Below are 15107 nucleotides of genomic sequence, written 5' to 3'. Positions count from 1 at the left end.
TTAAAAGGAGAGGAACTATTTTGCCCAAAAATAAAAGTTATCCTTTTCTTTTAACCACTGGAATTGGTTTGTTATTTTGGTATGGTAACAACTTTTTTGAAGCATCTCAATGGAATGCATTGATTTTACTAAATATTATTCAGTTTCTAGTTGGTCTATTAAGCACTTTTTGGATTGCAAGAGCTTACTATCGCTCTCATCCATCACTCAAGCAATTTTGGCTTTTTTTGAGCCTAGCAACTAGCATGTCCGCTACAGGTACCTTCATATGGATCATTTTACTTTATTTCGAACAGACGATGAGTTTCCCTACTACATCCTATCTTGCATGGACAGGGTCCTATCTCTTTTATTTTGCAGCACTTTTAAACAGACTAAAAAAAAGCTCGCTTGGAGTATCGAACGCCACCTACCTTTTTAATACCATGATCTATATGATTACAGCCAGCTCAATCAGTTATTACTATCTACTTTATCCGCTTTATCGGATCGAGCAACATTCGATATGGAATATAGCCTTCACATTTCTTTTTCAACTTGCCGATTTAGGCATTTTATTTTTTGTCATCACACTTTTTTATCTGATTCAATTCAATAAAAAAAACCATTCACTCCTCTTTCTTGTTACTGGATTATCCCTTCAAGTTCTAGGCGATGTTCTTTTTGCACAGATGAATATGGAGAGCGGTTATAAAACCGGCGGGATTGTGGATTTCATTTGGACAATCGCATTGCTCTTCATTGGATTCACTGCTCTTTTTTACAAAGATGAACAGAATGAGAGAGATGTTCCTCCTGCGACAGGACCTTACTTAAAAAAAGAATTTATCTTTCCTTACACGAGCATCCTTATTCTCTCTATCTTGATGATGCAGAGTTACGAATGGAATTTAAATGCATTGAGTGCCGGTTGGATCATCATTTTTCTTCTCGTCATAGTCAGACAAGCTTTTACTGTCCTTAAAAATAATACGTTGTTACTTGAATTAAAAAAGACTGCTTATATAGATGTATTGACAGGACTAGGTAATCGTTCTGCGTTTAAACAAGAAACAGCATCCTTGTTCAACAATAAAGAACGATCTCTTTCTTTCATATTGTTACAAATTGACCGGATAAAGATATTCAACGACGCCTTTGGTCATCAGGTCGGCGAACAACTCATTCAGGAAGTTTCTTCACGACTGAAAGAGTTAGATACGATGAAGGTTACGATCTATCGTTTCAGTGAAGATGAGTTTTTACTTGTTCTCAAGAATAGTTCGAAATCAGCTATTGGAAAAGTAAAGGAACATATCCTGATGTCTTTAGAAGATTCATTTAAATTAAAGGACTTTGAATTAAATATCATCGCGCACGGTGGCATCACGACATTCCCTGATCAAAGTCAAACCATTGAGGAAGTGCAGTTACAAACAGCGGAAGCTCTATCTCAAGCGAAACAACATGGAAATCATTCTTTCGTATTTTATGATTCCGAACTAAAATCAAACGTGGTGCGTAAACTCGAAATGGAATCTCATTTACGTCATGCCATCAGCCAAAATCAATTGACTGTCTACTATCAATCTAAAATTGATTTGAAGTCGGGACGGATTGTCGGAATGGAAGCTCTACTCCGTTGGTATCATCCAAAACATGGATGGATATCGCCTATAGAATTTATTCCAATCGCTGAAGAATCTGGTTTGATTAACGAAATCGGTGAATGGGTGATTCGAACTGCGGCCTATCAAAGTAAGCAACTCCAACTGATTGGATTTGATCCGTTACTCCTGTCTGTGAACGTATCGGCACTTCAATTCCAAAATCCGTACTTCTGCAAAATGATCCATCAGATCATTCAAGAAACACAGTTAGATCCTCAATGGCTTGAACTGGAGATTACAGAGAGTATCGTTCAAAACATTCAGGAAAGTGTCTCCATCTTGCAACAACTGAGGTCTTTAAACATCAAGACATCCATCGATGATTTTGGGACGGGATATTCCTCTTTGAATGTATTAGAACAATTACCCATTGATACGTTGAAAATTGATAAGTCATTCATCGACCGCTTGACTCAAAATACGTCTTCCCCCATGGTGAAAACGATTATCGATCTTGGATTAAATCTCAATTTAACCGTCGTAGCGGAAGGAATCGAAACGATTGAGCAAAAATCGCAGCTGGAATCCTATGGATGTATGATTGGCCAAGGCTATCTATTTTCTCGGCCCATCGATTTTGACTCGTTCATTCATCTACTACAAAATCATCCTATTCCTAAAGAAATGTCCTATTGAAATTGAAGTGCATGATGGAGACGATGCTTGACTGTCTCTATCATGCATTTCATGATTTGTTAATCGTATGATGAATTCAGTTATATGACAGGAATACCTAGAGTTCACTTTATAAAATCATAGACCTGTTTTATAAACCATATTTTATGAAAGAAGAACTCATTGTATACTTAGAAAATATGATTAAAAGGAGTATATGAATAGCATGTCTAAACGACCTAAGATTTTTATCCTGATCATTCTCCTATATGTTTTAGGATATTACGGCTGGATATTCACCTTCCCTGATTCAGCCTCTCTACAAATAGTAGGAGGAAGTCTCTTTTCGATCGTCGGACTCTTGATTGCGCTCTTCTATCTAAAATTAGCCGTCAGTCAAGCGAATTCCAAAGACCGTAAGTTTTGGTCCTTCATCGGACTCGGAACCTTTTTTTATTTAATCGCTGAATTGATTTGGTTTTTTTCAGAGAGTGTCTTAAACGAAGACGTGTCATTTCCAGGATCACCAGATATTTTTTACATTTTACAGGCTCTTTGCCTCCTCTATGCTTTGATCCATAAAATTTTAAAGGAAGCAGCTATCCAACAACGGATTTCTTTTTTGTTTGATGTCATGATTATTCTAGTCGTGGCCAGTACGTTCTCATGGCACTTTTTGATTGCACCTATCCTGACTACAAGTGTTGCTTCTATGGAGGCTTTAGTCGTTTCTTTGATCTATCCGATTGGAGACCTAGGCATGCTGGTCGCTGTTTCTTTTCTATTTTTCAATTTATCGACTAAAGACAAAAATCATTCAATGTATCTCATTATCGTAGCGGTGGCATTGCAAGCCATTGCCGACTCCGTCTATCTGTACTTAATCGCGCAAGACACTTATATTACAGGTAGTTGGATTGATCCTTTGTTCATTGTTGGAATGATTCTCTTAAGCTTCGCTGGTCTTCAAAGTAACTTAGACCAAAAAAATATAGATTCTCCTGAAGAAATCGAAAGACTAAACGTGTTTCAAATGCTGACGCCTTATGGCGGCGTGTTGATCCTGTTCGTCTTCATGGGATTTCACTCTACAAACTTTGATATCGTGACGATGGGTTCTGGTCTTTCGATTTTATTGGTCATCATCCGGCAAATTTTAATCATTTTCGAAAATCACAAATTAGTCCGGCGTTATTATCATCAAGCTCAGATTCTCGAAATGAGTGAGGAGCGCTATAAATCGTTATTCGAATACCATCCGGACCCTGTCTATTCAACGGATCTCAGCGGGAAATTTGATAGTGCCAATACAGCGTGTACTCATCTACTCGGCATATCCAAGGTTGATTTGATCGGCCAAAACAGTTTGCGGTACGTCAAGGACTCTCACCGAAAGCGTGTATCGCAAGAATTAAAAGAAGTCTTTAATGGCATGCCCCGTAGTTATGAGACGGTCGTCCAAAACGTGGCTGGCTCCGCACTACATGTGAACATCACGAACGTCCCGATCATCGTCCGAAACGAATTGGTCGGAATTTTTGGCATCGGTAAGGATGTAACCGAAGCGAGACGAATTGAACAAGAGATTCATTACCTCGCTTACCACGATGCACTTACGGGACTTTTCAATCGTCCTGCTTTCGAGGAGCGTCTGTCTGGACTTATTAAACACCGCCCCTCGAAAAATGACTCAAACGTTTCTTTGTTTTTTATGGATTTAAATCAGTTTAAACATGTCAACGATACACTCGGACACGATGTCGGAGATCAATTACTCAAAGCCGTTGCTACACGATTAAAAACATTCGAAGATCTTTTCGACATGATGGCGCGACAGGGAGGCGACGAGTTCACACTTTTGTTGAGAGATGTTGCCACGTATGAACAGTTGCTTCATTTAGCAGACCGATTGTTGACGGCATTACAGGAACCCTATCAAATCGATCATCATGTCATCACTTGTCCCCCAAGTATCGGAATTTCTTGTCACCCGAATGATGCTTTGACTATGCTAGAAATGATGAAGCACGCGGATCTCGCGATGTATCATGCGAAACAAACCAAAACAGGAAGCTATGTTTTTTACAGTGAACTTCAACATATGCCACTATAAGCGCACCCCATTCTACTGAAACTTTTTCGTTTCCATGGACGTATCGAATATCTCGAATAGACTGTACAAAATACGGTTATTGAACTATTTCAAATCAATTTTTTTAAATTTCTAAAGCGCTCCATGTTTTATAGAGCAATAAAAAAACATGTCTTATCATACTATTACTTCTTTTAATTGGATTAGCAGGATATGGAGTTTCTGCACTGATGAAAGGAATAACAAGTTCTTTAATATTTGAAAAACCCGGATATATAGTATTGCTAGTTGCTTATATGGCTTTAATACCTTTAATATTCTCTATTTTTCATGGCCTTCGTATATTACAATTCATATCAAAAAGCTCTAAATCAATCGATTTGATTTTTTTATCGGCTCAAATGATGAGAAAGTCGTTTTTATTTATTGCCTTTTTAGCTCTTTGTATTTTACCGATATTTTTTTATATTGGGCAAATGGACGATGCTCCAGTTTTGGTACTAGTGGGCATAATTCTTATTGTAGTACCGTTAGCAGTAAGCGCTATATTTAGATGTTTTCAATACATTCTTAAAGATCATTTTCTTTCTTAAAGATTAAAAACTAGTATGAGGAATTAAGTATAAAACAGTGTTACGCTTTCTTATACAATCAAGAAATCATAAAAGGTATACATTTCGACGTCGAAATGTATACCTTTTATGATTTCTATTACTTATTCAGAAGGTTTACCAAAGATGGGTCGCATATCTCTATCCCATGTAAACACTTGTGCGCGTGTATGCCTATTAGGATCATACAATGGATCGCCCTCAATGTTCGTATAAGTGCGGGCATGATAGACAATGACATCTTCACCATATTCGTTCACAGTAAAACTATTGTGCCCAGGACCATATTGGCCGGCCTCTATATTTGTTTTAAATACTGGCTTAAGTACTTTTTTCCATATGGAAGGATTGAGTATATCTCCTTCTTCAGAAGCACTTAACATACCTATGCAATAGTTTTCATCTGTTGCACTAGCAGAGTACGTTATAAAAATCTGACCATCGCGTTTTAATACTGCCGCACCTTCATTGACGAGAAACCCTTTTGTTTCCCATTCTAACTCGGGTTTTGTAAGCATAATTTGTGGTAATTTGATGGTCCACGGACTTTCTAACTCTGCAATATAGAGATTAGAATTCCCTTCAATAGCTGGATCTTTTTGTGCCCAGACTAAATAATGAACTTCTCGATGCTCAAATACAGTCGCATCAAGCGCAAATGAATCCCATTCCGTTTCGATTTGTCCTTTTTCTACCCACTCGCCTTCAAGAGGATTCGTAGAACTACTTTCCAGTACGAACATCCGATGATCAAAGAGTCCATTCACAATCTCACGTGATTTTGCAGCTGCGAAATAGATATACCATTTCCCATCAATATAATGTAACTCTGGAGCCCAAATCAAATCACTCATCGGACCTGTTTCGTGTTTGACCCAGGCTGTTACAGGTGTTGCATCACTTAATTCTTGAAGCGATGTGGCACGACGTAATTCAATTCGGTCATATTCAGGAACGGACGCCGTGAAATAATAGTAGTTATCAGAATGTAAATACACCCACGGATCTGCTCGTTGCTCTACTATAAGATGCTGATCCTCTGTCTGATTCATCATATTACCTCCTCGTTTGCTAAACTCTTCTCGAATACAGGTAGTTCTCCCTGCCAAGTAAACGGTCGTATATACGTATGACGATTTGGATCCCATAGTGGATCGCCATCGATTTCTTTATAGCTACGGGCATGATAAACCAAAATATCCGTCCCATCTGTAAGCGTCGTAAAACTATTGTGACCCGGTCCGTATTCGCTGATCGCTTCATTTGTTGTAAGAACAGGCTTCGGATGCTTCTTCCAACGGGTTACGTCCAGCACATTCTCCGTCTCATCAATACTAAGAAGACCCATACAGTAATTATGATCGGTCGCACTTGCTGAAAACGTTACGTATATACGCCCGTGTCGCTTCAAAACAGCCGGACCCTCGTTTACAAGAAAACCAATCTTTTCCCATGGATGCTCCGGACTAGCAATCATCGTTTGTGGTCCGATTAAAGTCCAAGGATTTTTCATTTCTGAAATGTACAGATTAGAGTTCCCTTCAATTTCAGGATCTTTCTGTGCCCAGATGTAATACAGATGTCCTTCATGTTCGAACGTTGTCGCATCGAGTGCAAACGATTCTCGCCATGTTTTGATCTGCCCTTTTTCTATCCAGTCACCTTCCAAAGGATTAGCTGCGCTATTTTCAAGAACATACATACGATGATCAAAAATAGCATCCTCACGTGCTGCTGCGAAATAGAGATACCATTTCCCTTGAATATGATGCAGTTCAGGCGCCCAAATGTTAGCACTCATGATACCTGTCGGACGTTTCGTCCATATGATTTGTTCCTCTGCTTCTGTTAACTCTTTAATAGTCTGAGCTCGACGGAGGGGAATCCCACTAAAATCAGGTAAGGAAGCTGTGAAATAATAATAGCCGTCTGTATGACGCATTATCCATGGATCTGCGCGTTGTTCAACGATAGGGTTTATAATTGCTTCTCTCATAAAGAATTCTCCTCTGCCTCAGAATGAGTAGACTGTAGGCTCATCTGTTTTAAAAGTGTATGCCGTTCTCGCAATCGGTAAGCTTCTTGTTTACTACTTGCTAGCAGAAGGGGTGACACACTAATTTCTTCCGGTCGAAGAGGTGCTTTTAAAGCACCAAAGATATACTCCATCTCCTGTCGAGTCGGCATATGTTGTGCCCAATCGTTCAGCTTCACTGGCGTATCAGAACGTTCCTGGATCATTGTTCTGTAGAGATCAATGAGTTCCATTGTGGCGACAGCCACCTTTGTACCATGTAAGACTGCCGGGCGATGGTGCGTAATGAAATCCATCTCCCAGTAATGAGACAGGTGATGTTCCCCACCAGAAGCGGGATGCGAATGACCAAAGATCAACATGGCAATTCCAGATAGGAGTAGCGAGTCCATGAGTTGATCCAAACCTTTCGCTTTTCCTTCGTAGATCTCTGGTAGAACCTCCATACAGGCAAACAATGCTCGTTCTGTTAATCGAGCGACAATAGGACAAAACGGTTCATTTCCATCAAAAGCGCCAAAGTGCCAATCCAATAAGGATGTATATTTTCCGAGCATATCACCTACACCTGCTGCCACTAAAGCTTGTGGTGCGTTGCGAATAATATCATTCGGTACAAATACAGCAATCGGCGAAACAAGTTGATAGGTGATCTTTTTACCTCTTACAATCAATGGTGCCCCTTTCGATGTAAAACCATCCACTGAAGGAGCAGTTGGCACCGAGAGAAATGGCACTTTTGTTTTTGCAGCACAGAATCGTGTCACATCATGAATCGTACCTGTTCCTAGTGCAATCAATGCATCTACACTCGCATCTTGCTCTAACAACACTTGAACAACTGATAATTCACCAGCTAAGACATCCCCTTGTTCGTTCGAGGAAAGTGAGACGAATGATACGTCGATGCCCACTTCTTCTAATACTTTTTTCAATGGAGAATAACCGACAGCCTGCGTATTTGCATCTGCGATGACGAGAAGGTGACGCCATTCTTTTTTCTGTACAAACTCGGCTAACGATTGCCAAACATTTTCTGAAGCACTAATCTGTTCTATTGTAATGGTGTGATGCGGATTTCCACATGTGCAAGCGGCTACCTGTTCCTGAATCTGTTCGAGGTTCATCGACTGACTCCTTTCTCGACTCGATACACCGTTTCCCATCGATATGTCTGTCCTGCTGCTAATAGGATAGAAGGGAACTCTTCATGATGGACCGCGTCAGGAAGATGCTGCGGCTCTAAACATACACCGTAATGTTTTCTTGATTGTCCTTCACGTAACATCGTCTCCTCATTCATCTGATTTCCTGAGTACAAAACGAGTGCGGGAGTAGATGTAAACAATGTCAATGTGCGTTGGCTTTCAGGATCATAGAGCTTCGCTTTTCGTTGATCGGCGAACACAAACGGATGATCATAACCACCGACCAATTGGTTTTGAGGATGATGCGAAGCAGAACCTTCCGATAAGGTTCGGCCTAATCGGAAGTCGAATGGTGTTTGGTCTACCTCTAGTAATTTTCCTGTAGGTATCAAATCCTCACGTAGCTCAGCAAAGCGATCAGCAGATAATGTCAATTCATGTTGTAAAATATCACGTTTACCTGCACTCAGATTAAAGTACGTATGGTTCGTCAGATCACACACCGTATCAGTATCACTGGTTGCCTCATAGCTAATCCTCACACCATCAGAAAGTAACTCAAAAGAAGCCCGAATATCAAGCATTCCTTTATAGCCATTCTCACCATCAGGACTTACGTAACGAAGGGTTAGGAAATCTGCTGACACGTCTTCTACTTTCCAAAACTGACAGTGCAGACCGTCTCCACCATGTAAATGATGATTCCCTTCGTTTTGCGGTAACTGATACGTCATTTTCTCTAGATCAAATGCGCCGTTTTCGATTCGACCTGCGACGCGCCCGATGGTAGCTCCTAAGTAATAGGTATCTGCCATATACTCTTCCAACGTATCGTAAGACAGGATAAGATTTTTCCATCCTTCATCTTGTATCGAAAATTCTTGAAGCGTAGCTCCATATGTCAAGATACGCAAACGACACGTCTCATTCTCAAGCATGATTGCCGTCTGATCCACTACTTCTGTCTGTCGTTCCATATTGTTGCTCCTTTCTCACCAAACCTTCATAGGACAATGCTTCGTTGCAAGACGTGCTCGGTAAGAGATATAACATCCACACTTTAAACAGGTATCGTCCTGATGAAACGGACAGGTCGAACACTGACGAAGTCGTTCTTGATACTCGGCATCCGTAACTTGTTGCATCACTTCTGCATCGATGGTCAACAACCAATCTGTCTCTAGCGCTGTGGGAGAACAAGTCCGACAACGTCGTGTCTCTGCGACCTTCATCTCAGCGAACCGTAAGCGTAATGACGCTCATTGCGGGTACATCAAAAATAAGTTTTCCTTCTTCCGTCAGCTGCACTTCATGATCGCGTGGAGAAACCAGATCAGGTTGTTCGAACGTATTATGGGCATTGAGATGATCTGCTGTTAAAATACGTGCCGATACTTCAGAAATTGTCCCGATACCACGCAAATCAATTTCTACCTTATCGCCGTTCTCGTGATCGAGCTGACAAAGACTGATATGCAACACACCTTCTGCGTCACGAGAAGCTGTTGCATTTATCGCGGGAATGGCTTCCTGTTTAGTGACATAGTCACGTGTAATGGCTGCTAGTTCGACACGTTCAGCATCTTGATGGACACGATACATTTCAAACACGTGATACGTCGGAGTAAGAATGAACTGATCACCTTCCGTCAATATCATCGCCTGAAGCACGTTGACCATTTGTGCAATGTTCGCCATGTGAACACGATCATTGTGCTTATGGAAGATATTGAAGTGAATCGCTGCTACGAGTGCATCACGGATTGAATTTTGTTGATACAAGAAGCCTGGGTTCGTTCCTGGTTCTACATCGAACCATGTTCCCCACTCATCGACGATCAGGCCGACTCGCTTCTCCGGATCATATTGGTCCATAATTTGACCGTGCTTCGTGATCAATTCATCCATGTAATAAGCACGTTTTAATGTGATGAACCACTCGTCTTCTGTGAAATCTAACGCCGATCCTTTACCTAACCAGAAATCACCCGGGATTGTGTAATAGTGAAGGCTGAGTCCGTCCATCATCGTACCTGCTTCACGCATGAGAACCTCTGTCCATTTGTAGTCATCAATATTGGCGCCACCAGCAATCTTGTAGAGCTGATTGCCATCATAGTTTCGTACATAAGTCTGATAGCGGCGATACAGGTCTGCGTAATACTCAGGACGCATGTTTCCACCACAACCCCAGTTCTCGTTGCCGACGCCGAAGTATGTAAGCGACCACGGTTCCGTGCGACCATTCTCCTGACGCCAGTTCGCCATCGGTGACTCTCCGTTGAATGTCATGTATTCGACCCACTCAGACATTTCTTGAACCGTTCCACTTCCGACGTTCCCACAGATATATGGCTCGCATTCGAGTAGTTCACAGAGACGCATGAATTCATGTGTCCCAAAATGATTGTTTTCGACAACGCCACCCCAATGCGTGTTGACCATCCGTTTTCGGTTCTCGTTCGGTCCGATTCCATCTTTCCAATGGTATTCATCAGCAAAGCAACCGCCAGGCCAACGCAAGACAGGAATACTCAATTTCTTCAGCGCCGCTAACACGTCATTCCGAATGCCATCCGTGTTTGGGATGTGCGATTCCGGACCGACCCAGAGACCTTCATAGATGCAACGTCCGAGGTGTTCCGCGAAGTGCCCATAGATATGCTTGCTGATTTTGCCTCTCGGTAGATCCGCATTGACGATCAGTTGTGTTGTCGCTTCTTTTGTCTTCAGTGTTGATTTAATGAGTTGGTTATTCATAATATCTCCTCCATGAAAAGGGACCTGATCAGGTCCCGATAGATTATGGTCGATAATACAGCTCGTTCCAGCGTAATTCATTATTGAACCTGACTGTCTCCGTTTGTTCGTCGATGACAGCAATTTCGACATTGAGAAGTTCCGCAAAGTCGCGCAGTTGGTCTGTTGTGACTTCATAAGAGTAACAAGTATGATGAGCGCCTCCAGCTTGAATCCAGTTTTCAACGGCCTGAGCCATCGACGGTTGTGTTTTCCAAAGAACACGTGCAACTGGTAAGTTCGACATTTCTTCATCAGGTTGGATTCCTTCCACCGTGTTGACTAGAAGGCGGAAGCGATGTCCTAGATCAATCAGACTGGCATTAAGTGCCTTACCGTTCTGTCCTTCGAATACCATTCGCGCCGGTGCCTCCCGATCTCCGATGCCGAGCGGATGTACCTCGATTCGTGGCTTGTCTACAGCAATCGTCGGACAGATCTCGAGCATATGTGCACCGAGGACCATCTCGTTTCCAGGCTCAAAGTGGTACGTATAATCTTCCATGAAGGAGGTGCGCTCGTTGCTGGCCATGATCTTCATAAGACGCACTAAAGCCGCTGTCTTCCAGTCCCCTTCTCCCGCAAATCCGTAGCCTTGTTCCATTAAACGTTGAACAGCTAGACCGGGTAATTGCTTGATTCCATGTAAATCTTCGAAAGTTGTAGTGAAAGCTGTGTATTCTCCCGCTTCCAAGAAAGCTTTCATCCCGAGTTCGATGCGTCCTTGGTAGCGAACTGAGGCGAGGAATGCTTCTTCTTTCATTCCTTTATTCGTCAATTCATATCGTGTTTGATATTCTTCCATCAGCTCATCCAACGCTGTCTCCGTCACTGCATCCATGTATGTGACGAGATCCCCAACGCCATAACCGTCAACCGTCCAGCCAAGCCGAATCTGTGCCTCAACTTTATCGCCTTCCGTCACGGCAACATTACGCATGTTGTCACCAAAACGCGCTACCTTCAAGACTTTACTTTCCGCTAAAGCATGGGCGACACTCATCCAAGACGCCATCTTTTGGCGAGTACCTGTATCTTCCCAATGCCCGACTAGCACTTTGCGTTTCACATTCATCCGGCTTGTGATGAAGCCATGTTCTCGATCCCCGTGTGCCGACTGATTGAGGTTCATGAAATCCATATCGATGGCATCCCATGGAATGTCACGGTTGAATTGTGTACCAAAATGAAGCAATGGTTTTTGTAGAACGCGCATCCCACTGATCCACATTTTGGATGGAGAGAAGGTATGCATCCATGTAATGACACCAGCACACGTATCATCTGCATTGGCTTGGAGCATCATCTGCCGAATTTCCTCGGCATTTTTGACGACTCCTTTAAAGACAATCCGATCACGAAAGACGTCGGCTCCGTCTAACCCTGAAACCATTTCTTTTGAATGCGTTTCGACTTGGCGCAGAACATCCTCTCCATAAAGCATCTGGCTTCCTGTTATAAACCAAAATTCATGCGTATTTGCTGTCAACATCTAAAGTCCCCCTAATCTAGCTATGAGCAGGTATTATTTCTGACCGTAATATGCGTTCGCTCCATGCTTCCGCAGATAGTGTTTGTCTAATATGCTTTGTTTGATTGGTGTCAAATTCGGATTCAAGTTCAAGGCATGGATTCCCATCTTTGCTACTTCTTCAAGTACGACGGCATTATGCACTGCTTCATCCGCATCCTTTCCCCAACAGAAGGGAGCATGATTGGCGACAAGCACACCAGGTACAGCAACGGCTTCTAAGTGGAGTTCGCTCAATGTTTCAATAATGACATGTCCCGTCTCTAACTCATAAGCTGCCTCGATTTCTTCATCTGATAGCTCCCGCGTACAAGGAATTTCTCCATAGAAGTAATCAGCATGCGTCGTCCCAAAAGCAGGAATCGATCGTTTTGCTTGGGCCCAGCTCGTCGCCCACGGTGAGTGCGTGTGAACAATGCCCCCAATCTCTGGAAGAGCACGATACAATGCAAGATGAGTCGGTGTATCTGAGGATGGACGCAGTTCACCTTCTACAATATTTCCTTCTAAATCAACGACGACTAAATCTTCTATCGTCAATTGCTCATAGGGCACCCCGCTCGGTTTGATGACAACCAAGCCTGTATTGCGATCGATTCCACTGACGTTGCCCCACGTGAACGTAACCAAATCATGTTGAGGTAAAGCTAGATTGGCTTTTAGTACTTCTTCTTTCAATTGACGACTTACCATACGGGTTCCCCCTTCTGACGTGACGCTTCAGCTTTAATTTTTTTCAAACGCTTCATCACATCGTTCTCTCCACGACCGAAATAATCATACAGTTTCGTATACTCAGCGAATAAGGCATCGTACACCTCGACATTTTCTGGAATCGGAACATAGGTCTTGTCCTTCACGCGTCCCATTTTCGTCGCTGCTTCTGTGATCGTGGCATATCCTCCTCGCTCTGCTCCTGCTGCGACGGCACCGAACATTGCAGATCCTAACGCTGGCGTTTGAGAAGAGGCTGAAATTTTGATTTCCATATTCAATACGTCCGCGTAAATTTGCATCATCAGTGTGTTCTTCTCTGCGATTCCACCTGCTGCATAGACTTCGTGTACCGGAACGCCACTTGTCCGAAACGCTTCGACGATGGTTCGTGTTCCATAGGCAGTTGCTTCAATCAGCGCTCGATACATATCCTCCGTTTTTGTGAGCAAGGTGGCTCCAAGCAGTATTCCTGTCAGATTCGTATCGACAAGCGTAGAGCGATTTCCATTCCACCAATCTAGAGCGATCAGACCATGCTCTCCGACACGCTGTGCTGCCGCCTTGTCTGTCAGGAGTTGATGGATACTCATTCCTTTTAGAGCTGCTTCTTCTATATAGTTGCTTGGCACACAATTTTCAGTGAACCATTCAAAATGATCTCCGACACAGGACTGACCCGCCTCATAGCCCATTAATCCGGGTAGAACGCCATCTTCTACGATTCCACACATACCCGGTACGACTTGTTCGTCTTTTCCAAGCAAGATATGACAGGTGGATGTGCCCATCACCATCAATAATTTACCCGGTTCGGTAATTCCAACGGCTGGTACTGCTACATGCGCATCTACATTCCCTACCGCAACGGCTGTTCCTGGAAGAAGTCCAATCCGAGCGGCGAAAGCTTTCGTTAGTTCACCTGCTTTTGCTCCGATAGGCGAGATGTCGTTGGAGAGTTTCTCTTCCACCACGTTCTCTAGTCGGGGATCCAGCGCTTTAAAGAATGATTTTGAAGGATAGCCTTCTTGTTTATGCCACATTGCTTTATATCCAGCCGTACAACTATTACGTACAACTTTTCCTGTTAACTGAGAGACCACCCAGTCTGTCGCTTCTAAAATTTCATGTGCTTCCGCATAAATAGTCGGTGCCTCATTTAAGATTTGCCAGACTTTCGGTATCATCCACTCTGATGAAATTTTCCCACCGTAACGTTGCAAGAAGCTTTCTCCACGTTCACTAGCAATCCGGTTCAAAGCATCTGCTTCATCTTGGGCTGCATGATGCTTCCACAACTTTACATAGCTATGTGGGTTTTGTTGATGTTCATCACGGAAACATAACGGATTCAAGTCTTTATCAATCGGTAAAATCGTACATGCCGTAAAATCAATACCAAGACCAATCACTTGATCTGCCAGGACACCTGCTTTTTTTACAACGGATGGTATGGTGACTTCTAACACTTCAAGGTAATCTCGCGGATGCTGGAGTGCCCAATCATGTTCCAAACGCGTTTTTCCATCTGGTAAAAATTTATCCATGACACCATGTGTATACGTTTTGACAGCAGTCGCTACTTCGCGACCTGTTTCTACGTCGATCAAGACCGCTCTACCTGATTGTGTCCCATAGTCAATTCCAATTGTATACTTAGACATTTCATCACCCTACTTCCAAAAAGAATACGCTTACATTTCGGAATAAAAAAATAAAGTGTGTGGGCACTCTTTTTTTCATCCGGACAATTTATAGAAATGTGTAGAAAAATAAAATAAAAATAAAAATTTGTACGTATAACTTACACTATGATTGTATCAATTATTTCCAATTAATCAACTATTTTTTCGTAAATAAGGCTATTTTTTTGTTCAAAAAGACTTTTAAGGTTGTTTCAAGACTCTTTCATG

Annotated in this window: 12 protein-coding genes; 3 read left to right on the top strand and 9 right to left on the bottom strand. The window is 42.4% G+C overall.

Features of this window, described 5'->3' with window-relative positions:
- Positions 1–20: 20 nt before the first annotated feature.
- The 3 genes from AC3IRK_RS06800 to AC3IRK_RS06790 all read left to right on the top strand — a co-directional run bounded on the left by AC3IRK_RS06800 (position 21) and on the right by AC3IRK_RS06790 (position 4949).
- Entirely contained in the window at positions 21–2285 is a 2265-nt protein-coding gene (locus AC3IRK_RS06800; protein WP_489170569.1) for a putative bifunctional diguanylate cyclase/phosphodiesterase, read from the top strand.
- 205 nt (positions 2286–2490) lie between these two features.
- Positions 2491–4377: a DUF4084 domain-containing protein gene (locus tag AC3IRK_RS06795; protein WP_489170568.1), complete on the top strand. Its 1887-nt coding sequence runs from the start codon at positions 2491–2493 to the stop codon at positions 4375–4377.
- 209 nt (positions 4378–4586) lie between these two features.
- Complete coding sequence (locus tag AC3IRK_RS06790) at positions 4587–4949, top strand: hypothetical protein (protein WP_489170567.1); 363 nt, start codon at positions 4587–4589, stop codon at positions 4947–4949.
- 122 nt (positions 4950–5071) lie between these two features.
- On the opposite strand, the gene AC3IRK_RS06785 is transcribed toward AC3IRK_RS06790, so the two are convergent.
- From AC3IRK_RS06785 to araB, 9 genes are all read right to left on the bottom strand, one after another.
- Complete coding sequence (locus tag AC3IRK_RS06785) at positions 5072–6022, bottom strand: glycoside hydrolase family 43 protein (protein ID WP_489170566.1); 951 nt, start codon at positions 6020–6022, stop codon at positions 5072–5074.
- Positions 6019–6963 carry a glycoside hydrolase family 43 protein gene (locus AC3IRK_RS06780; RefSeq protein ID WP_489170565.1) on the bottom strand — a complete coding sequence of 315 codons (945 nt, stop codon included), beginning with the start codon at positions 6961–6963 and terminating at the stop codon, positions 6019–6021. Before AC3IRK_RS06780 ends, AC3IRK_RS06785 begins: the two co-directional genes overlap by 4 nt.
- A complete protein-coding gene (locus AC3IRK_RS06775; RefSeq protein WP_489170564.1) occupies positions 6960–8129 on the bottom strand; it encodes a sn-glycerol-1-phosphate dehydrogenase in 1170 nt (389 codons plus the stop codon). Before AC3IRK_RS06775 ends, AC3IRK_RS06780 begins: the two co-directional genes overlap by 4 nt.
- Positions 8126–9127, bottom strand: a complete 1002-nt coding sequence (locus tag AC3IRK_RS06770) for an aldose epimerase family protein (RefSeq protein WP_131972964.1) — start codon at positions 9125–9127, stop codon at positions 8126–8128. The genes AC3IRK_RS06775 and AC3IRK_RS06770 overlap by 4 nt, the downstream gene beginning before the upstream one ends.
- A gap of 15 nt (positions 9128–9142) precedes the next feature.
- Positions 9143–9295 (bottom strand): DUF6171 family protein, encoded by a 153-nt coding sequence (locus AC3IRK_RS06765; RefSeq protein ID WP_426355398.1) that lies wholly within the window; start codon positions 9293–9295, stop codon positions 9143–9145.
- An 88-nt stretch (positions 9296–9383) separates the two neighbouring features.
- Positions 9384–10910 carry an alpha-N-arabinofuranosidase gene (locus AC3IRK_RS06760; RefSeq protein ID WP_131972965.1) on the bottom strand — a complete coding sequence of 509 codons (1527 nt, stop codon included), beginning with the start codon at positions 10908–10910 and terminating at the stop codon, positions 9384–9386.
- Positions 10911–10953: 43 nt separating this feature from the next.
- Positions 10954–12441: an L-arabinose isomerase gene (araA, locus tag AC3IRK_RS06755; protein ID WP_131972966.1), complete on the bottom strand. Its 1488-nt coding sequence runs from the start codon at positions 12439–12441 to the stop codon at positions 10954–10956.
- 33 nt (positions 12442–12474) lie between these two features.
- On the bottom strand, positions 12475–13173 hold the full coding sequence (araD, locus tag AC3IRK_RS06750) for an L-ribulose-5-phosphate 4-epimerase (RefSeq protein ID WP_188004151.1): 699 nt from the start codon (positions 13171–13173) through the stop codon (positions 12475–12477).
- The gene (gene araB, locus AC3IRK_RS06745; protein ID WP_131972968.1) at positions 13167–14858 is read right to left on the bottom strand and encodes a ribulokinase; all 1692 of its coding nucleotides are present in this window, start codon (positions 14856–14858) and stop codon (positions 13167–13169) included. Before araB ends, araD begins: the two co-directional genes overlap by 7 nt.
- Between the last annotated feature and the right edge of the window lie 249 nt (positions 14859–15107).

Source organism: Exiguobacterium sp. GL_137 (assembly GCF_057834585.1).
The sequence above is the reverse complement of the archived record's forward strand: the minus strand, read 5'-3'. Positions and strand labels throughout refer to the sequence as shown.